This window comes from Amycolatopsis kentuckyensis, from assembly GCF_002155975.1.
GTDB lineage: Bacteria > Actinomycetota > Actinomycetes > Mycobacteriales > Pseudonocardiaceae > Amycolatopsis > Amycolatopsis kentuckyensis.
In genome coordinates this window covers 19160-39096 of record NZ_MUMI01000094.1, presented here as the reverse complement: position 1 = coordinate 39096, position 19937 = coordinate 19160, and the positions used below count along the sequence as shown (strand labels likewise).

Below are 19937 nucleotides of genomic sequence, written 5' to 3'. Positions count from 1 at the left end.
GTCCCGATCTCCTAGGATGCAGGGCACCGGGTCGGGGATTCGCCTGCTCGACGGCGCCGCCCGAACCGTTCCGCACCGAAACTCCGGGGAGCCCCGCAGTGCCCACAGAGCCGATCACCCGCCGGGTGGCGTTCATCTTCCCGATCTACAACGAGGAAGAGAACATCGACCTGCTGCACAAGACGGTGGACGAGGTGACCGCGCCCCTCGCCGGCAAGTACGACTTCAGCTTCCTGTACGTCGACGACGGCAGCCGGGACGGCTCGCTGGCCAAGCTCACCGAGCTCAGCGCCCGCGACGAGCGGGTCACGGTCGTCGAGCTGTCCCGCAACTTCGGCCACCAGATGGCCGTCACCGCCGGGCTGGACCTGGTCGACGCGGACGCCGTCGTCATCATGGACAGCGACATGCAGGACCCGCCGCGGGTGGCGCTCGAGCTGATCGAGAAGTGGGAAGAGGGCTACGACGTCGTCTACGCGCAGCGCCGCTCGCGCCAGGACTCGGCGTTCAAGAAGCTCACCGCCGGCGGGTTCTACTGGTTCCTGCGGAAGATGGCCGCGGTCGACATCCCGAAGAACACCGGCGACTTCCGGCTGATCGACCGCAAGGTGGTCGACGAGCTGCGCAAGTACCGCGAGCGCGACCGCTTCCTGCGCGGGCTGGTCAGCTACATCGGCTTCAAGCAGACGGCCGTGCTGTTCGACCGCGACAAGCGGCACGCCGGCGTCACGGGCTACCCGCTGCGCAAGATGCTGCGCTTCGCCGCCGACGGCATCCTCGGCTTCTCGGTGACGCCGCTGCGGATGATCACGCGCATGGGCTACCTGATCTCGTTCCTGAGCTTCGTCGGGGTCCTCTACGTCGGCGGCGTCAAGCTGTTCGCGCCGGAGACCGCGGTGCCCGGCTGGGCGTTCCTCGGGATCGCGATGTTCTTCCTCGGCGGGATCCAGATCATCATGCTCGGCGTGCTCGGCAGCTACATCGGCCGCACGTACTCCCAGGTGCAGAACCGGCCGCTCTACGGCGTCGCGTCGGTGCGCACGGGCCCGGCGGCGCCGTCGGAGGCCCGTGAGGGCGCCGACGCGGGAAGAGGCGCCCGGTGAAGCTGATCTCGGCGACCCAGCTGCGCTTCGGGGCGGTCGGCATCGCGAACACCCTCGTCGACGCCCTCGGCTACGCGCTGCTGGTGACGCTGGGCGTCCCGCTGTTCGTCGCGAACTTCATCTCGACGACCACGGGCATGCTGCTCAGTTTCACCCTCAACCGGAACTTCACGTTCCGCGCCAAGGACGGCGACGTCCGCCGCCAGGCGCTGCTGTTCTTCGGCGTCACCGCGTTCGGGCTGTGGGTCGTGCAGGCGGCGATCATCTTCGCGGTCACCAGCGCCTTCCCCGGGGTGAACCTGCTGGTCCCCAAGGGCGCCGGGATCGTGGTCGGCCTGGTCTGGAACTACGTGCTCTACCACAAGGTCGTCTTCCGGCACCGGCCCGCGGCGGCCGAGACGCCGGTCGCGGAGGTCACGCATGACTAGCACGGCCGTCCCCTCCCGGGTCACCGGCCAGGCCGAGCCGGAACACCCCGAGGCGGCTCGTGCCGGCCGCTGGGCCTGGCTGAACGGTGACTACGCGCGCGTCTTCGCCGTGGTGCTGGCCTGGAACGTGGTGCTGATCGCCCTGGCGTACCTGTTCGCGCCGTCCAGCCCGGTCGACGAGGGCATCCCGAAGACCGGCATCGGCTCGACGATGAGCCTGCTCGCCCACACCTACCGCTGGGACGCCGGCAACTACGGCGAGATCGCCATGCACGCCTACACCGGCAGCTACGCCCCGACGCGGGCGTTCTACCCGGTGTTCCCGCTGCTGGTCTGGCTGGTGCAGACGGCCAGCTTCGGCACGCTCGGCCTGCTGGCCGCCGGGTTCCTGGTCAACCTGGTGGCCACCTGGCTCGCCGCGGTCGCGCTGCTGAAGATCGGCCGCCACTTCTTCGACGGCGAGCGGGCCCCGTGGCTGGTCGTCGCGGCCTTCCTCACCGCGCCCGCCGCGTTCTTCCTGCACTCGTTCTACAGCGAGGCGGTGTTCTGCGCGCTGGGCTTCTGGTCCTACCTGTTCGCGCTGCGCCGCCAATGGCTCTGGATGGGCCTGACGCTCGTCCCGCTGACGGCCTCCCGCATCACCGCGGCGGTCTTCGTCGGCCTGTGCTTCCTGGAGTTCTGGCGGTCGAAGGACTGGAAGTTGCGCGGCCTGCTGTCGTGGCACCTGCTGTGGTTCCCGGCGGCGTTCGCCGGCCTCGGCGCCGTGATGGTCGCCATGCGGATCCAGACCGGGGACTTCTTCGGCAGTTTCAACGCGCTCAAGGGCGTGCGGGAGTGGTCGTACCACAAGTTCAACCCGAACATCCTCGAAACGATCTGGCGCGAAGCCAAGATCACCGGCCACGCGCTGCTCGGCGACACCAAGATGGACGCGTGGACGCTGATGAGCCACGTGCTGCCGATGATCGGCCTGGCGCTGCTGTTCGTGTCCTCGGTGTACGTCCTGGTGGCGTTGCGCGCGAAGGGCATCCCGCTGGCGCTGTTCGGGTTCGCGTCGATCGTGATGCTGACGATGAACAACAACGTGGTGTCGGTGCACCGCTACCTGCTGCCGTGCCTGGTGATGTACGTGGCGCTGGTCCTGTTCGGCGAGCGCCGCCCGCAGCTGCGCGGCGCGGTGCACGTCGTCCTGTACGCGAACGCGCTGGTCTGCGGGATGATCTACCTGCGCTTCATCACGGGTTTCTGGTCCGGCTGAGGGGTCCCGCAATGCGGCTCATGCATCAGGTGGTCACGTTCGACGCGGCCGACCTCGCGGCCGAGAGCCGCTTCTGGGCGGGTGTCCTCGGCGGCGAGGTCGACGACGACGGCGACTGGCACATGGTGCTGGTGGACGGCGCGCCGCGGATCGGCGTGCAGCTCGCGCCGGACCACGTGCCGCCGACGTGGCCGGACGGCCCGGTTCGGCAGCAGATCCACCTCGACCTGTGGGTCGAGGACTTCGCCGAAGCCCACGAGCAGGTCATGGCCCTCGGCGCGACAGTGCTGAAGCCGGCGGCGGGCGCCACCTCGGGGGACGACTTCCAGGTGTACGCCGACCCGGCCGGGCACCCCTTCTGCCTCTGCTGGCTGGTCCGGCCGGCCGGCGCCACCGGGTAAACCGCGCGGGCCTCTCGCGCGTGGTGGCAGCGGTGCTCCCGGGAACAGCCCGGACCGCGCACCCGAGGGAGGCAGCAATGCAGTCATTCACGAAGAGGTTCGCCGTCGTCGCCGGTGTGGTGGCCGCCGCGTTCACCGCGGTGCCCGCCACGCAAGCCGTCGCCGCGCCGGTGGCCACCTGTCCGGGCACCGAGATCCACAACTACGGCCTGCCGAAGCTGCTGAGCAACTCGATCGGGGAACAGGCGGGCGTCCTCCGCCTCTGGTACTCCAGCGCGAACGGCGGCACCAACTGCGCGAAGGTCTACGACAACGCTTCCGGGTCGCATTCCATGTCGGTCAGCATCCGCACGGAGAAGATGACCACGCCGGTCACCGACTCGGGCACGTTCTCCACCTACGCGGGCGGCGTCGTGGTGACCCACACCGACGGCCTGTGCATCTACGTGTCCGGCAGCCTGTCCCTCGGCAGTGGTTCGGTGAACCAGTTCCGCGCCTCGGCGGGGCCCGTGGCCTGCGGCTGAAGCCCGGCCGCGAGCCGCTGCCGGGAGGCGCGGCTCGCGGTCAGCCGGACTGGGCCGCCAGGCGCTCTTCGCGGTCCGCGGTCGCCAGGGCGTCCAGGACACCGTCCAGGTCGCCGTCCAGGACCTGGTCCAGGTTGTACGCCTTGTAGTTCACGCGGTGGTCCGAGATCCGGTTCTCCGGGAAGTTGTACGTCCGGACCCGCTCCGAGCGGTCCACCGTGCGGACCTGCGAACGGCGGGCGTCCGACGCCTTCGCCGCCGCCTCCTCCTCCGCGATCGCCTGCAGGCGGGCCTGGAGCACCTGCAGGGCCCGGGCGCGGTTCTGGATCTGGGACTTCTCGTTCTGGCAGGACACCACGATGCCGGTCGGCAGGTGGGTGATCCGGACCGCCGAGTCGGTGGTGTTCACGCTCTGGCCGCCCGGACCCGAGGACCGGAACACGTCGATGCGCAGGTCGTTCGGGTCGATCTCGACCTCGACCTCTTCCGGCTCCGGGTAGATCAGCACGCCGGACGCCGACGTGTGGATGCGCCCCTGGGACTCGGTCGCCGGCACGCGCTGGACGCGGTGCACGCCGCCCTCGAACTTCAGCCGCGACCACACCCCGTCGACGACCGCCGACTTCGTCTTGATCGACAGCGTCACGTCCTTGAAGCCGCCCAGGTCGGAGTCCACCGAGTCGAGGACCTCCGCCTTCCAGCCGTGGCGCTCGGCGTAGCGCAGGTACATCCGCAGCAGGTCGCCGGCGAACAGGGCCGACTCCTCGCCGCCCTCGCCGGACTTGATCTCCATCACGACGTCGGAGCCGTCGTACGGGTCGCGCGGGAGCAGCAGCTCGGTGAGCTTCGACTCGAGGTCGGGGATCCGCGCGGCCAGCACCTCGGCCTCGGCCGCGAACTCCGCGTCCTCCGAAGCCATCTCCCGCGCGGCCGCGAGGTCGTCGCGGACGGTGTCCAGCTCGTGGACGGCCCGCACCACCGGGCTCAGCTCGGCGTAGCGGCGGCCGAGCTTGCGGGCGCGCGCCTGGTCGGCGTGCACCGCCGGGTCCGCCAGCTGGGTCTCCAGCTCCGCGTGTTCGGCGAGCAGCCCCTTGAGCGAGCTCGAATCCACCTCTGCCACCTCTCCGGCCGGAATCACACCGTGTCGATACAAAGAACGGCGCCCACCCGGGAGTACCGGGTGGGCGCCGTGCAAAAAGCTACTTGGCGTCGGCGTCCTTCTTCTGCCGCTTGCCGTAGCGAGCCTCGAAGCGCGCGACCCGGCCACCGGTGTCCATGATCTTCTGCTTGCCTGTGTAGAACGGGTGGCAGTTCGAGCAGATCTCGACGTGGATGTTGCCGCTGGTCTTGGTGCTGCGCGTGGTGAAGCTGTTGCCGCAGTCGCAGTTCACGTTCGTGACCACGTACTCGGGGTGAATACCGCTCTTCATGGTGTCCTCTCTCGTTGGCTCCGGGTCCCCAGTCGTTCCACGGGGTGAACCGGCGCCGGACTTCAGCGGGTAATTCTGCCAGACGGGCTGACGTGTACTGGAACGTACCCCGCTGACCAGCTATTCCCGACGCGGAAGGGGCCTCCCCGGACTCCGGGAAGGCCCCTTCCGAGAGCCAGGACTCAGTCGTCTTCGCCGCCGCCGAGGGCGGTCTTCGAGACCTGCATGAGGAACTCGACGTTGGTCTTGGTCTTGCGCAACCGCGAGATCAGCAGGTCGATGGCCTGCTGCGAGTCGAGCGCGTGCAGCACCCGGCTCAGCTTCACGGTGACCGCGAGCTCGTCCGGCGAGAGCAGCAGCTCGTCCTTGCGGGTACCGGACGGGTTGACGTCGACCGCCGGGAACACCCGGCGCTCGGCGATCTTCCGGTCGAGCTTGAGCTCGGCGTTACCCGTGCCCTTGAACTCCTCGAAGATGACCGTGTCCATCGTCGAGCCGGTCTCGACCATCGCCGTGGCGAAGATGGTCAGCGAGCCGCCGTTCTCGATGTTGCGGGCCGCACCCAGGAAGCGCTTCGGCGGGTACAGCGCGGTCGAGTCGACACCGCCGGACAGGATCCGGCCGGACGCCGGGGCCGCCAGGTTGTACGCGCGGCCGAGGCGGGTGATCGAGTCGAGCAGCACGACGACGTCGTGGCCCATCTCGACCAGGCGCTTTGCCCGCTCGATCGACAGCTCCGCGACCGACGTGTGGTCGGACGGCGGCCGGTCGAAGGTCGAGGCGATGACCTCACCCTTCACCGAGCGCTGCATGTCGGTGACCTCTTCCGGACGCTCGTCGACCAGGACGACCATCAGGTGGCACTCGGGGTTGTTCGTGGAGATCGCATTCGCGATGTCCTGCATGATCGTCGTCTTACCGGCCTTCGGCGGCGACACGATCAGGGCGCGCTGCCCCTTGCCGACCGGCATGATCAGGTCGATCACGCGGGTCGTGAGCTTGTGCGACTCGGTCTCGAGGCGCAGCCGCTCGTTCGGGTACAGCGGGGTCAGCTTGGTGAAGTCCGGACGCCGCTTGGCCTCGTCCGGCTCCAGGCCGTTGATCGAGTCGACGCGCACCAGCGGGTTGAACTTCTGCCGCTGCTGCTCGCCGTCACGCGGCTGGCGCACGACACCGGTGATGGCGTCACCGCGGCGCAGGCCGTACTTGCGGACCAGCGACAGCGAGACGTACACGTCGTTCGGGCCGGCGAGGTAGCCGGAGGTCCGCACGAACGCGTAGTTGTCCAGCACGTCCAGGATGCCCGCGACGGGCAGCAGGACGTCGTCCTCGCGGATCTCGGTGTCCGGCGAACCGCCTTCGGCCCGGCCGCCACCGCTGCCCCGGCGACGGCGGTCGCGGAAGCGACGGCCGCGACGGCCGCCTTCCTCGTCGTCGTCCTGCTGGGCGCGGTTGTCCTGGCCGCCGCGGTTGCCGTCCTGCTGGTTGTTGCGCTGGCGGTCGCCGCGGTTGCCGTCCTGGCGGTCACCCCGGTTGTCGCCGCGGTTGTCGCCGCGGTTGCCACCGCCCTGGCGCTGCTGGTCGCGGTTGCGGTCGCCCTGCTGGCGCTCGCCACCCTGACCCTGCTGACGGTCCCCGCCCTGCTGGCGGTCGCCGCCCTGCGGACGGTCGCCCTGGCCCTGCTGGCGGTCGCCGCCCTGCTGGCCGTCCGGCGCCCCGGCGGCGCGGTTGGAACCGCGGCGACGCCGGCTGCGGCCGCCCTCCTCGGGCTGGCCGTCCTGGCCGTCCTGCCGGTCCTGCTGCGGGCGCTCGGCCTGCGGCTGGGCCTCCGAGGGCGCGGAGGCGGGCGCCTCGGCCTTCGGCTCCGGCTTGGTCTCCACCGGAGCGGCGGGCGCCTCGGCCTTGGGCTCGGCCTTGGGGGCCGCCTTCGCCGGCTCGCCGACGCCTTCCAGCGGCAACGTCTCGGCCGTCGCACGCGGCTTGCGCGACTTGCCCTGGCGCTCACGGATCGCGGCGATCAAGTCGCCCTTGCGCATGCCCGTCGTCTCGCCGACGCCGAGCTCCCCAGCCAGCGAACGCAGTTCGGCGACGGTCTTTCCGGTCAGCCCGCCGACCGCCCGCTTGGGAGCGGGGGTGGTGCCGTTCGAACCGGCCGTGTCGCTACCCACGTCGCTCAAAAGATCGGTGTTGCTCACACATGTCCTTCCTGACCGATCCACGCCTCCAGGCGGATCAGCGGACTGCCGCTCGCTTCTGATCGCGAACCGGCGTAGTTGCCCCCCGATACGCGAGATGAGCTCTTCGGCCGTGCGAAACACAGCTGGAGCGCCTCCACCACAGGGGTTTGCGTCCTCCATTCGGAGGACACGGAATTCGGCACCGCCGAGACCGGAAACCCGCCTGCGTCCCTCCGCGTTACCCCGCGTGCCAGGCGGTGCGGATTCGGCGGATCGACGAAGGATGCGATCCGGGGGATTCCCCGGGACCGGCATCGGGTGCGGAAACGCACGGTGATCGAACGCCCCCGAGGGTAGACCGCGGCGGTGCCGGGTGCAACAACCACCCCCCGCGTGGCGGGCGTGGGAGCAGGCACGTGACCCACCCTTTACTGAGCCGCAACCTGCACGCCCGTGAGATCCACGGGCAGCTCGAGGACGTCGAAACCGGCAACGCCGGCTTCCGGGGGAAGTATTCCCGCGGTCGTCAGCGCGAGCACCGTCGGACCGGCGCCGGAGATGGCGGCGGCCACTCCCTGTGCACGGAGCGTCGCCACCAGCTCCGTGCTCGCCGGGTAGGCGGGGGCGCGGTAGTCCTGGTGCAGCCGGTCTTCGGTGGCCGTGAGCAGCAGCTCCGGCTTCGCCGTCAGCGCGTGGACGGCGAGCGCGGCGCGGCCGGCGTTGTGCGCGGCGTCGGCGTGCGGCACGGTCACCGGCAGCAGGCCGCGCGTGGTCGCGGTGGCCGAGCGCACCGACGGCACGGCCACGACCGGCCGGATCGACGGGTGCGGCGTGAGCCGTTCGGCGTGGAAGCGGCCACCGTCGCACCAGGCCAGGACCAGCCCGCCGAGCAGGCTCGCGGCGGCGTTGTCGGCGTGGCCTTCGAACCCGGCGGCCAGCTGCAGCGCGTCGGCGACGTCGATTTCCCGGCCGGCGAGGGCGTACCCGGCGGCCACCCCGGACACCACCGCGGCCGCGGACGAGCCGAGGCCGCGCGCGTGCGGGATCGCGTTGAAGCAGCGCAGGTGCAGGCCGGGCAGCTCGACGCCGAGGTGCGCGCAGGTCGCGCGGATCGCCCGCACGACCAGGTGGGTCTCGTCGGTGGGGACGTCCGCCACGCCACCGGCGCCCGCGTCGATCACCTCGACCTTGAGCCCGGTGTCGGTGACGCGTACCTCGACGACGTCGTAGAGGCTCAGCGCCATCCCGAAGGCGTCGAAGCCCGGCCCGAGGTTCGCCGTGGACGCCGGGACGGTGACCTTGAAGGCGCTCACCGCAGGTCCAGCGCCGCCGCGACCGCCGAGGGGTCCACGGCGAGGGGCTCGACCTCGACGTTGCCCGCCAGCGCCGTCTGGGGGTCCTTCAGGCCGTGCCCGGTGACCGTGCAGACGACCCGCGACCCGCGCGGCAGCCGGCCGTCGGCGGCCGTGGCCAGCAGGCCCGCCACGCTGGTGGCCGACGCCGGCTCGACGAACACGCCTTCGCGGCCGGCCAGCAGCCGGTAGGCCTCGAGGATCTTCTCGTCGGTGACGGCTTCGAAGAGCCCGTCCGACTCGTCCTTCGCCTTCACCGCGGCGGTCCACGACGCCGGGCTGCCGATCCGGATCGCCGTCGCGATCGTGTCCGGGTCGCGCACCGGTTCGCCGTGCACGAGCGGCGCCGCGCCGGCCGCCTGAAAGCCGAACATCCGCGGGGTGTTCTTCACCACATCGTCGGCCGCGTACTCCGAATAGCCCGCCCAGTAGGCGGTGATGTTGCCGGCGTTGCCGACCGGCAGGCAGTGGATGTCCGGGGCCGTGCCGAGCACGTCGCAGATCTCGAAGGCGGCGGTCTTCTGGCCGGCGATGCGGACCGGGTTGACCGAGTTGACCAGCGTGACCGGGTAGTCGGCCGCGGTCTTGCGGGCCAGTTCGAGGCAGTCGTCGAAGTTGCCGTCGACCTGCAGGATGCGCGCGCCGTGCAGCACGGCCTGGGCGAGCTTGCCCATCGCGATCTTGCCCTGCGGCACCAGCACCGCACAGGTGAGCCCGGCGCGGGCGGCGTAGGCGGCGGCCGAGGCGGACGTGTTGCCGGTCGACGCGCAGATCACCGCCTTGAGACCGCTGGCGAGCGCATGGGTGATGGCCACGGTCATCCCGCGGTCCTTGAACGAGCCGGTCGGGTTGGCGCCCTCGACCTTGAGGTGGACCTCGCAGCCGGTCAGCTCGGACAGGTGGTGGGCGGGCAGCAGCGGCGTGTTGCCCTCCCCGAGCGTGACGACCCGCGCCCCGTCCGGGACCGGGACGCGGTCCCGGTACGCCTCGATGATTCCCGGCCAGGCCTGGCTGCTCACTGGTCTTCGCCTTCCACCCGCATCACGCTGACAACTTCGTGGACGACGTCGAGCCGGCCGATTTCGTCCACAGTGGACTGCAACGCCGCGTCGGGTGCCTGGTGCGTCACCACGACCAGGCTCGCGCGGTCGCCGACGTCGCTCTGCCGCACCGCCGCGATGCTGACGCCGTGGTCGGCGAACGCCTGCGCCACCTGGGCGAGCACACCGGCGCGGTCGGCCACGGAAAGGCTGACGTGGTACCGGGTCGGCGTCTGGCCCATCGGCCGCACCGGCAGCGCCGCGTGCGCGGATTCGCGCGGGCCGCGGCCGCCGACGACCCGGTTGCGGGCCACCGCGACGAGGTCGCCGAGCACCGCGCTCGCGGTGGGCGCGCCGCCCGCGCCTTGGCCGTAGAACATCAGCTCGCCCGCGGCGTCGGCCTCGACGTAGACGGCGTTGAACGCGCCGCCGACACCGGCCAGCTGGTGGCTGCGCGGGATCATCACCGGGTGCACGCGGGCGGACACCGACTCGACGCCGTCGTCGTCGATCACCCGCTCGCAGATGGCCAGCAGCTTCACCGTGCGCCCGAGCCCGCGGGCCGCCGCGAGGTCGGAGGCGGTGACGTCGGCGATGCCCTCGCGGTGCACGTCCGACGCCGTCACCCGGGTGTGGAAGGCGAGGGAGGCGAGGATGGCGGCCTTGGACGCGGCGTCGTAGCCGTCGACGTCGGCGGTCGGGTCGGCCTCGGCGTACCCGAGCCGGCTGGCCTCGTCGAGCGTCTCGGCGTAGCCGGCGCCGGTGGCGTCCATCGCCGACAGGATGTAGTTCGTGGTGCCGTTGACGATGCCCATCACGCGGGTGATGCGGTCACCGGCCAGCGACTCGCGCAGCGGGCGCAGCAGCGGGATGGCCCCGGCCACCGCGGCCTCGAAGTACAGGTCGGCGCCCGCGGCGTCGGCCGCCTCGAAGAGGTCCGCGGAGTGCTCGGCCAGCAGCGCCTTGTTCGCCGTCACGACGGACTTGCCCGCCTTCAGCGCGGCGAGCAGCCAGCCGCGGACCGGCTCGATGCCGCCGACCAGCTCGACCACGACGTCGACGTCGGCACTGGTGACGAGCTGCTCGACGTCGGCGGTCAGCAGCTCCGGGGGCAGTTCGGGGTGCTTGTCCGGGCGGCGGACGGCGATGCCGGCCAGCTCGACCGGCGCGCCCGCCCGCGCGGCCAGTTCGCCGGCCTGCTCGGTGAGCAGCCGGGCGACCTCGCCGCCGACGGTCCCGCAGCCGAGCAGCGCGACCCTGATCGGACGTCGTTCGGGGGCAGACACGGTGTTTCAGACCTCCAGGCGCAGCATGTCGTCGGTCGTCTCCCGCCGCAGCAGCAGCCGTGAGCTGCCGTTGCGCACGGCGACCACGGCCGGGCGGGGCATCCGGTTGTAACTGCTCGCCATCGAGTAGCAGTACGCGCCGGTCGCCGCGACCGCCAGCAGGTCGCCGGGAGCCAGCGTGTCGGGCAGCCAGCAGTCTCGTACGACGATGTCGCCGGACTCACAGTGTTTTCCCACGACCCGGGACAACACGGCCGGCACCGGCTGATCGTTGTCGCCCGCGGAGCGGGAAACCAGCCGGACGTCGTACACCGCGTCGTAGAGGGCGGTGCGGATGTTGTCGCTCATCCCGCCGTCGACGCTGACGTACCGCCGGGAGGACTCGTCGCCGAGCGAGACGTCCTTGATGGTGCCGACCTCGTAGAGCGTGATCGTGCCCGGACCGGCGATCGCTCGGCCCGGCTCGCCCGCGATCCGCGGCACCGGCAGGCCCGCGTACGCGCATTCCTTGCGGACGATCTCGCGGATCTGCGTGATCATCTGCGCGGGCGGCGGCGGGTTGTCCTTCTCGGTGTAGGCGATGCCGAAGCCGCCGCCGAGGTCGACCAGGCTCAGCTGGTCGAGCAGTTCGGGGCCGTGCTCCTTGGCCAGGTCGGCCAGCAGCCCGACGACGCGGCGGGCGGCGACCTCGAAGCCGTCGGCGTCGAAGATCTGCGAACCGATGTGGCTGTGCAGGCCGACGAGCTTGAGCGAACGCGCGTTGAGCACCCGGCGGACCGCCTCGGCGGCGTCGCCGCTCGCCAGCGAGAACCCGAACTTCTGGTCCTCGTGGGCGGTCGCGATGAACTCGTGGGTGTGCGCCTCGACGCCGACGGTGACCCGGATCAGCACCGGCTGCACGACGTCGTGGCGCGCGGCGATGTCGGCCAGCCGGGCGATCTCGAAGTAGGAGTCGAGCACGACCGTGCCGACCCCGGCGACGACCGCGGCTTCCAGCTCGGCGGGCGACTTGTTGTTGCCGTGGAAGGTGATCCGCTCGGCCGGGAAGTCCGCGCGCTGCGCCACGGCGAGCTCGCCGCCGCTGCAGACGTCCAGGCTCAGGCCCTGCTCGGCGACCCAGCGGGCGACCTCGATGGAGAGGAACGCCTTGGAGGCGTAGTGCACGAGCGACGGGTCGTCGAAGGCCTCGGCGTAGTCCGCGCAGCGGGACTTGAAGTCGGCTTCGTCGACGACGAACAGCGGCGTGCCGTGCTGCTCGGCGAGCTCGCGGACGTCGACACCGGCGATCCGGACGACCCCGTCGGCGGCGCGGAAGGTGTTGCGCGGCCACACTTTCGCGGGCAGCTTGTCGAGCTCCTCGACCCCGGACGGCTGGAGCCCGGAGGTGTCGGCGTGGGTGTGGACGTCGGCGTGCCTGGGGCCCGCGGGGTGCGCCATTTCTTACATCCGTTCCGGAGCGGAGACACCGAGGAGGGCGAGGCCGTTCGCCAGCACCTGGCGGGCGGCTTCGCACAGCGCGAGCCGGGCGTGCGTCAGAGGGGTCGCCTCTTCGTCGCCCATGGGCAGCACGCGGCCCACGGTGTAGAACTTGTGGTAGGCGCCCGCGAGTTCTTCGAGGTAGCGCGCGATCCGGTGCGGCTCCCGCATTTCGGCGGCGCGGCGCACGGTTTCCGGGAACTCGCCGATGGTGCGGATCAGGTCGCCCTCGGCGGGCAGCGTCAGGAGTCCGAAGTCGACGTCCGAAGTGGACTTGATACCGAGATCGGCGGCGTTGCGCTGCAGGGACGCCAGCCGCGCGTGGGCGTACTGGACGTAGTAGACGGGGTTGTCGTTGGAGTGCTTGCGCAGCAGGTCCAGGTCGACGTCCAAAGTGGAGTCCACGGAGTACCGGATCAGCTCGTAGCGGGCCGGGTCGACGCCGACGGCCTCGACCAGGTCCTCCATGGTGATCACGGTGCCCGCGCGCTTGGACATCCGGACCGGCTTGCCGTCGCTGACCAGGTTGACCATCTGGCCGATCAGCACCTCGACCGTGCCGGGGTCGTCGCCGAACGCGGCGGCCGCGGCCTTGAGGCGGGCGATGTAGCCGTGGTGGTCCGCGCCGAGCATGTAGATGCACAGGTCGAAGCCGCGGTTGCGCTTGTCCTTGAAGTAGGCCAGGTCACCGGCGATGTAGGCCGGGTTGCCGTCCTGCTTGATGACGACGCGGTCCTTGTCGTCGCCGTACTCGGACGACTTCAGCCACCAGGCGCCCTCGTTGAAGTAGAGGTTCCCGGAGTCCTTCAGCTGCTGGACGGCGGCGTCGACCGCGCCGGACTCGTGCAGCGAGTTCTCGTGGAAGTAGACGTCGAAGTCGGTGCCGAACTCGTGCAGGCTCTGCTTGATCTCGCCGAACATCAGGTTGATGCCGATCCGGCGGAACGTCTCGTGCCGCTCGGCCTCCGGCAGCGACAGCGCGCTCGGCTCGGCCTTGATGACCTCGGCGGCGATGTCGTTGATGTAGCCGCCCGCGTAGCCGTCCTCCGGCGCGGGCTCGCCCTTCGCGGCGGCGATCAGCGACCGGACGAACCGGTCGATCTGGGCGCCGGCGTCGTTGAAGTAGTACTCGCGGGTGACCTCGCCGCCCTGGGCGCCCAGCACCCGGCCCAGCGCGTCGCCGACCGCGGCCCAGCGGGTGCCGCCGAGGTGGATCGGGCCGGTCGGGTTCGCCGAGACGAACTCGAGGTTGATCCGGGTGCCGGCCAGCGCGTCCCCGCGGCCGTACGCGGCGCCGGCGTCGAGCACCTGGCGCACGATGTCGCCCTGCGCGGCCGCGGCGAGGCGGAAGTTGAGGAAGCCGGGGCCGGCGACCTCGGCCGAGGCGACGCCGTCGTCCGCCGAAACCGCCTCGGCGAGCGCCTCGGCGAAGTCGCGCGGCTTGAGGCCGGCCTTCTTGGCCACCTGGAGGGCGAGGTTCGTCGCGTAATCGCCGTGGTCGGGGTTGCGCGGGCGTTCGATGGTCACCTGCTCCGGCAGCACGGCGTCATCGATGCCGCGTGCGGCGAGCACCTGCACGGCGGAGCTGCGGACCAGGTCGGCGAGAGCGGCGGGAGTCACTTGCGGAATTCTAGGTGTGCCCTGGTCGGGCGCTTGCATCGGTCTCGAACACGTCACGGTGGGCATCCTCGTGAGGCGTTAACGGTAGTCAGACGCGTGGTCTCTACACTGGCCCGGGCGGGAATCCGTCCGCAGCCACCAGAGGGAGAACGCGGAAGCCATGGCGAACGGGACAACTCGGAAAAAGGGGTCGGCGGTGAAGGCGGCCCGCGGTTCCGTGGTGAGCAAGAAGGGCACGCCGTGGGGCACGATCATCGCCGTCGTCGCCGTCGTGGCGCTGGCCGCCTCGGTGATCATCTACTACATGGTGCAGTCCGCGCCGAAGCGTGAGCAGGCCGACCGCGAGGCCGCCGCCGCTTCGTTCGCGCCGACCGCGTCGGACCCCGACCCCTCGAAGCGCATCCCCGGCGTGGTGACCGCGACCTACACGGGCAGCGTCCACGTCCTCCCGACCGAGCGCGTCGCCTACGACAAGACCCCGCCGTTCGGCGGCCCGCACGACCAGACGTGGGCCACCTGCACCGGCACCGTCTACCCGACCGCCGTCCGCACCGAGAACATGGTGCACGCGCTCGAGCACGGCGCCGTCTGGATCGCCTACAACCCGCAGCAGATCACCGGCGACGCGGTCAACCTGCTGAGCGTCCGCGCCAAGGGCAAGCCGTACACGATGATGTCGCCGTACCCGGGCCTGGACAAGCCGATCTCGCTGCAGTCGTGGGGCCACCAGCTCAAGCTGGACGACGTCAACGACCCGCGGATCGACGAGTTCATCGCGGCCCTGCGGAGCAACCCGAACGGCGTGTACCCCGAGGTCGGCGCGTCCTGCGACGCGGTCCCGGGCCAGTTCGACCCGGACAACCCGCCGCCGTTCGACCCGTCGAAGCCGGGCCCGGACGCGAAGCCGATGGACTACAAGGGCAGCACCGCCGCCCAGGGCGAGAACGGCATGCCGGCGTCCTCCGCCCCGGCGTCGTCCGCCCCCGCCTCGCCCACCCCGACCAAGAAGTGACGGCCGAAGCCGACCTCGACACCGAGGTCACCGAACAGCCGACCTGGTCGCGCTGGGTGATCATCGGCGGGACGCTCCTCGCGGTCCTGCTGATCGGCGCGACCGCGGGGATGTTCGTGACCCGCGCCGTCGACGAACCGGCGGCGGCCACCCCGGCCGCCGGCTCGGTCGAGGTCGGCTTCGCCCAGGACATGTCGACGCACCACCTCCAGGCGGTGACGATGGCGGGCATCGCCCGCGACCGCACGACCGACCCGGAGATCAAGCAGCTGTCGTTCGACATCGAGCGCACGCAGCTCGAGCAGGTCGGCCGCATGAAGGGCTGGCTCATGCTGTGGGACCAGCCCGAGCAGCCGATCGGCGCCCCGATGCAGTGGATGACGGAACCGATGGCGGGCCACGACGGAATGTCGATGGCCCCCTCCTCGCTCAACCCGGCGGGCGGCCCGCTGATGCCGGGCATGGCGACGGACACGGAACTCTCGAAACTCCGTTCGCTGTCCGGCCGGGCGTTCGACGTGTTCTTCCTGCAGCTGATGCTGCGCCACCACCAGGGCGGAACGTCGATGGCGCAGTACGCGGCGGCGCATTCGACGCTGCCGGCGCTGAAGGCGCTGGTGAACAGCATCCTGACGTCGCAGGGTGCGGAGATGGACCAGATCAAGCTGATGCTTTCCGGGCGGGGCGCCCAGCCGCTGCCCGCTTAGCGCGTCACCAGGACAGCTCCTGGCAGCGGCGAGCGCACTGCGGCGCCTCGACCTGCAGCGTCGCGTGCTCGATCGCGTACCGCGAAGACAGCAGGTCCTGCGCCTCCGTCAGCACGTCCGACTGCTTCGCCGGCGGCGCCAGCGTCAGGTGCGCCGAAGCCACCTCCATGCCCGAGGTCAGCGTCCACACGTGCAGGTCGTGCACGTCCGCCACGCCCGGCAGCGCCGAGAGCTCCGCGTTGATCGCTCCGACGTCCACGCCCTGCGGTGCGTGCTGGAACAGGATGCGCAGCGCCCGGCGGGCCAGCAGCCACGTGCGGGGCAGCACCCACAGCCCGATCGCGACACCGATGATCGGGTCGGCGTAGCGCCAGCCCGTCAGCAGCGTCACCGCGCCGCTGACCAGGACGCCGACCGAGCCGATCAAGTCGGCCAGGACCTCGAGGTACGCGCCGCGGACGTTGATGCTCTCCTTCGCGCCCGCGCGCAGCACCGCGAACGACACCAGGTTGGCCACCAGGCCGGCCGCCGCAGCCAGCAGGACCGGGAGGCCCGGGACCGCGGGCGGGTCGCCGATGCGGCCGATCGCCTCGATCAGGACGTACCCCGCGACGCCGAACAGCAGGAGCGCGTTGGCCAGCGCGGCCAGCACCTCCGCGCGGTAGAGCCCGAACGTGCGGCCGACCGTCGGGCCGCTGCGCCGCGCCAGCATGATCGCGGCCAGGGCCATGCCCACGCCGAGGACGTCGGTGAACATGTGGGCCGCGTCCGACATCAGGGCCAGCGAGCCGGTCGTCAGGCTGACGACGAACTCGAGCACCATGAACCCGGCGCCGATGGCCAGGGCGATGACCAGCCCCCGCACGTGGCGTCCCGACGCGCTCGCCGGCGCGACCGCGTGCCCGTGGCCGTGTCCCTGACCCATTCCGCCTCCGTTCCCGGTTTGCCGTCGGGCCAAACATATAGTCGGATGCGCATATGTGCAACAGAGGTCAGCCTAAGTTCATCCCCCCGCAAGCTACCGCGCACGGCAAAGCCACCCAATCCACCAGCCGGGGTTTCCCGCCAGGCGGACTCGTCACGCTTCGGCGTCGACCATCCGGGTGAGCGGCTCACATAGTCGGACGCGATCCTCCGACACGAGCCCGGCCAGCGGTTCGGCGGCGAAACCCAGCGCCTTGCAGAAGCTCGGCGCCCCCGGGATCAGCCTGGCCACGGCGGCGCTGGCGGCCCGGCGGGGCTTCCGCACGGTCGCCACGCTGCGCGACACCGGCCGCGCCGAACGCCTGCGCAACGCCGGCGCCGGCCACATCGGCACGATCGAGCAGGAGCCGTCTCGGCGGTTCGCGAGACGATGGAGGTGGAGACGGCGCGGCCGTGCAGCGGCTGACCGGCGGCTGGCTCGCCTAACGCACCAGCCGGAAGAAGCCGCGGACCTGCTCGACGAACAGCCCGGGCTGCTCCAGCGCGGCGAAGTGCCCTCCGACGGGCAGCTCCTCGAACCAGCGCAGATCGGTGTGGCGCTGCTCGGCCTGCCGCCGCGACGGCCGGACGATCTCCTTGGGGAACACCGAAACCCCGGCCGGAACGTCCACAGTAGACAGGTCGCGGTCGTTGTTCTCCCAGTACATCCGCGCGGACGAAGCCGCCGTCGCGGTGAACCAGTAGACGGAGATGGTGTCCAGGATGCGCTGCCGGTCGACGGCTTCCTCGGGGTGTCCCTTGTGGTCGGTCCAGGCCCAGAACTTCTCGGCGATCCAGGCGGCCTGCCCGGCGGGCGAGTCGGTGAGGCCGTAGCCGAGCGTCTGCGGGCGGGTGCCCTGCTGGGCGGAGTAGCCGCTGCCGGTCCGCCGGAACTCCTGCAGATCGGCGAGGGCCCGGCTCTCCTCGGGCGTCGGATCGGCGGTGTCCATCCGCACGGGCGCGAAGTTGACGTGCACGCCGGCGACGTGGCCGGACCGCGCCAGCGCGTTGGTGACGGCGGCGCCCCAGTCACCGCCCTGGGCGCCGTAGCGGTCGTAGCCGAGCGACGTCATGAGCCCGTCCCACAGCTCGGCGACCCGCGGGATCTTCAGCGCGGGCTTGTCACTCCACCCGAACCCGGGCAGCGACGGCGCGACGACGTGGAAGGCATCGGCGGGATCACCCCCGTGCTTCGCGGGATCGGTGAGCGGCCCGAGGACATCGAGGAATTCGAGAACGGACCCGGGCCACCCGTGGGTGAGCACGAGCGGCAACGCATCCGCCTCGGGCGACCGGACGTGCAGGAAGTGCAGGCCGACACCGTCGACGGTGGCCCGGAACTGCGGAAAGGCGTTGAGCCGCCGGGCGAACCCGAAGTCGTATTCTTCGCCCCAGTCACGGCAGAGCTCGCGCACGTAGGCCAGCGGAACCCCCTGCGACCAGTCATCGACGGTCTCGGCCTCGGGCCACCGGGTCCGCCGCAGCCGCGCCCGCAGGTCGGCGACATCGCCCTCATCGAGAGCTACCTGGAACGGCTCGGCCATCTCGGCTCCTTCAGGTGGGCCTCCCACGCTAGCGACGACCAGCCGAATGGATCAACTTCACCGCCCTGACCAGGGCGGTTGTCGGTCGGACCACCTGCGGGAGGGGGGTCGCGGGGCATGCGCTAAGCTTTCGGAGTCGCCCAGCGATGGGCCCTCGTAGCTCAGGGGATAGAGCACTGCCCTCCGGAGGCAGGTGTCGCAGGTTCGAATCCTGCCGAGGGCACCCCTACGGGAGCGGGTAAAACCGCTTCCTGCCAGCGGTTTCGCGCCCGAAGCGATTCTTCCCGCGCTCCGGTTGACTCCGGCTGTATCCGGTCATGAACGAATGTTCACGACCAATGCGTGCCCACGGGCACGAGGGCAAGCACGTGCCTCCCTCCCGGCCGGTGGCTTGTGGCCAAGGTTCTTCCGGGCCCATGCCCGGTTGGCGGTCTGTCCCGTCCAGACGACGCCGCGTAGATCTCTAATAGCACTGAGCGACTGACCCACGCGGCGACCACCATCAGGGCGACCGCCCACGGCCAGCCACGTCCTGACCGCTGCGCGCCGAAGGTCGTGCGGGCGGTACAGCAAGCGACGCCTCCTTGCCTCCACAAGCACATCCACCGCTACTAGGCGACAGGCCGTAACGTCCAGTTCCTTTAGCACGATTCCTAACCACTAGCGAAAGGAGTCACAGTGGTGCCTACACACGGGAAAGACGATAAAGACTTTGAACCTTCACTATTGCTCACTCAACTCGAAGAATCTATCCGAGGACTTCGCAGACTGGTTGAGCTATTCGACGAATACAACGTAACAAAGATTGGGCAGATTTGGCCAGAGTTGCCGGAAGGCCTCTTCTATCTGACGGGAGAAATCGAAAATATCTCCGCCTGGCTAGAAGACCATCTGTACCCAAGGCATCGAATCTCAGAGGAAGCGATCAAGGCAAACCCAGGACTGAAGATTCGGAGCATACTGCCGCTACCCGCCGGACAGGGCATGCAAATAAATACCCACAATCCTCATGGAAAAACGCATTCGGATCCAGGATTGAACGAGGAAGATGCGCGAATAAGCGTTGCGATCTACTTAGGCACAGACGACCGGGAGATTTCCAGTAGAATATTTCATAGTGTTGACACTATCGCTCAGTACCTCGGCTACGGGGATCCCGAGAACGTGGAGACGAAGCGTGGTTCAATATTCCGCAAGTGGACAGCCAAAGTAAAAAAGGCCGCCACTTCCGAAGAGATGAGAGAGCGACTCGACAAGATCGAGAGAGCTATCGAACTTCAGGGCCTTGTACTCCCACAGGCTGACGCCGACCTCAAGAGCGCACAGGCAGTGAGTGGCCTAATCAAAGATCTTGCGGAAATCCCGAGCGCATGCATTCGAATCGGCTCTCTCTTTCTGGTGAAGTATCAGACATCACACGGTCCAGTTCTACTAACCAGAAACCTTTCCGTCAAGGAGATGCAAGCCCTCGAAAGGTTTCCCGAGATCCAAAAAGAACCCTCCAAAGCCCTTGAACTCCTCGCGTTCACGGTATCTTCCTCAGAAGAGGAGCAACCACCTTCCCTCGGGAGTACACACACAAATTAAGGACCTTCCCAACGAATCAGTATGGTCGC

Annotated in this window: 19 protein-coding genes and 1 tRNA gene; 9 read left to right on the top strand and 11 right to left on the bottom strand. The window is 69.9% G+C overall.

The genetic code is table 11. The features are described 5' to 3' along the window. Positions 1-98: 98 nt before the first annotated feature. The 5 genes from CCN39_RS10195 to CCN39_RS10175 all read left to right on the top strand — a co-directional run bounded on the left by CCN39_RS10195 (position 99) and on the right by CCN39_RS10175 (position 3714). Positions 99-1103, top strand: a complete 1005-nt coding sequence (locus tag CCN39_RS10195; protein WP_086840668.1) for a glycosyltransferase family 2 protein — start codon at positions 99-101, stop codon at positions 1101-1103. Next, a complete protein-coding gene (locus tag CCN39_RS10190; RefSeq protein ID WP_086840666.1) occupies positions 1100-1531 on the top strand; it encodes a GtrA family protein in 432 nt (143 codons plus the stop codon). The genes CCN39_RS10195 and CCN39_RS10190 overlap by 4 nt, the downstream gene beginning before the upstream one ends. Next, complete coding sequence (locus CCN39_RS10185) at positions 1524-2789, top strand: mannosyltransferase family protein (protein WP_086840664.1); 1266 nt, start codon at positions 1524-1526, stop codon at positions 2787-2789. The genes CCN39_RS10190 and CCN39_RS10185 overlap by 8 nt, the downstream gene beginning before the upstream one ends. An 11-nt stretch (positions 2790-2800) precedes the next feature. Then, on the top strand, positions 2801-3190 hold the full coding sequence (locus tag CCN39_RS10180; RefSeq protein ID WP_086840662.1) for a VOC family protein: 390 nt from the start codon (positions 2801-2803) through the stop codon (positions 3188-3190). A gap of 77 nt (positions 3191-3267) precedes the next feature. Further along, positions 3268-3714, top strand: a complete 447-nt coding sequence (locus CCN39_RS10175; RefSeq protein WP_086840660.1) for a hypothetical protein — start codon at positions 3268-3270, stop codon at positions 3712-3714. A 40-nt stretch (positions 3715-3754) separates the two neighbouring features. Here the strand turns inward: CCN39_RS10175 and prfA are convergent, their stop codons facing one another. The 8 genes from prfA to argS form a co-directional block, all read right to left on the bottom strand. Continuing rightward, a complete protein-coding gene (gene prfA / locus CCN39_RS10170) occupies positions 3755-4825 on the bottom strand; it encodes a peptide chain release factor 1 (protein WP_086840658.1) in 1071 nt (356 codons plus the stop codon). Between the two features lie 88 nt (positions 4826-4913). Next, entirely contained in the window at positions 4914-5144 is a 231-nt protein-coding gene (gene rpmE / locus CCN39_RS10165; protein ID WP_086840656.1) for a 50S ribosomal protein L31, read from the bottom strand. Positions 5145-5326: 182 nt separating this feature from the next. Further along, positions 5327-7339, bottom strand: coding sequence for a transcription termination factor Rho (gene rho / locus CCN39_RS10160; RefSeq protein WP_086840654.1), 2013 nt, complete (start codon positions 7337-7339; stop codon positions 5327-5329). Positions 7340-7749: 410 nt separating this feature from the next. Continuing rightward, complete coding sequence (gene thrB, locus CCN39_RS10155; RefSeq protein ID WP_086840652.1) at positions 7750-8634, bottom strand: homoserine kinase; 885 nt, start codon at positions 8632-8634, stop codon at positions 7750-7752. Continuing rightward, positions 8631-9692: a threonine synthase gene (gene thrC / locus CCN39_RS10150; RefSeq protein ID WP_086840650.1), complete on the bottom strand. Its 1062-nt coding sequence runs from the start codon at positions 9690-9692 to the stop codon at positions 8631-8633. The genes thrB and thrC overlap by 4 nt, the downstream gene beginning before the upstream one ends. Next, positions 9689-10999, bottom strand: a complete 1311-nt coding sequence (locus CCN39_RS10145; protein ID WP_086840649.1) for a homoserine dehydrogenase — start codon at positions 10997-10999, stop codon at positions 9689-9691. Before CCN39_RS10145 ends, thrC begins: the two co-directional genes overlap by 4 nt. 6 nt (positions 11000-11005) lie before the next feature. Beyond that, positions 11006-12436, bottom strand: coding sequence for a diaminopimelate decarboxylase (gene lysA, locus CCN39_RS10140; RefSeq protein ID WP_086840647.1), 1431 nt, complete (start codon positions 12434-12436; stop codon positions 11006-11008). 3 nt (positions 12437-12439) lie between these two features. Then, entirely contained in the window at positions 12440-14095 is a 1656-nt protein-coding gene (gene argS, locus CCN39_RS10135) for an arginine--tRNA ligase (RefSeq protein WP_086840646.1), read from the bottom strand. A gap of 196 nt (positions 14096-14291) precedes the next feature. On the opposite strand from argS, the gene CCN39_RS10130 reads away from it, so the two are divergent. After that, positions 14292-15107 carry a thioredoxin-like domain-containing protein gene (locus CCN39_RS10130; protein WP_086840644.1) on the top strand — a complete coding sequence of 272 codons (816 nt, stop codon included), beginning with the start codon at positions 14292-14294 and terminating at the stop codon, positions 15105-15107. After that, a complete protein-coding gene (locus tag CCN39_RS10125; RefSeq protein WP_086840642.1) occupies positions 15104-15814 on the top strand; it encodes a DUF305 domain-containing protein in 711 nt (236 codons plus the stop codon). Before CCN39_RS10130 ends, CCN39_RS10125 begins: the two co-directional genes overlap by 4 nt. A 4-nt stretch (positions 15815-15818) precedes the next feature. On the opposite strand, the gene CCN39_RS10120 is transcribed toward CCN39_RS10125, so the two are convergent. The 3 genes from CCN39_RS10120 to CCN39_RS10110 form a co-directional block, all read right to left on the bottom strand. Further along, positions 15819-16739, bottom strand: a complete 921-nt coding sequence (locus tag CCN39_RS10120) for a cation diffusion facilitator family transporter (RefSeq protein ID WP_086840640.1) — start codon at positions 16737-16739, stop codon at positions 15819-15821. A gap of 153 nt (positions 16740-16892) precedes the next feature. Further along, entirely contained in the window at positions 16893-17063 is a 171-nt protein-coding gene (locus CCN39_RS50665; protein ID WP_244210711.1) for a hypothetical protein, read from the bottom strand. A 157-nt stretch (positions 17064-17220) separates the two neighbouring features. Beyond that, positions 17221-18321: an epoxide hydrolase family protein gene (locus CCN39_RS10110; protein WP_086840639.1), complete on the bottom strand. Its 1101-nt coding sequence runs from the start codon at positions 18319-18321 to the stop codon at positions 17221-17223. A gap of 150 nt (positions 18322-18471) precedes the next feature. Between CCN39_RS10110 and CCN39_RS10105 the strand changes: the two genes are divergently transcribed. Continuing rightward, a tRNA-Arg gene (locus CCN39_RS10105) sits at positions 18472-18544 on the top strand. Between the two features lie 458 nt (positions 18545-19002). Beyond that, positions 19003-19908, top strand: coding sequence for a hypothetical protein (locus CCN39_RS49330; RefSeq protein ID WP_143264000.1), 906 nt, complete (start codon positions 19003-19005; stop codon positions 19906-19908). Positions 19909-19937: the final 29 nt, after the last annotated feature.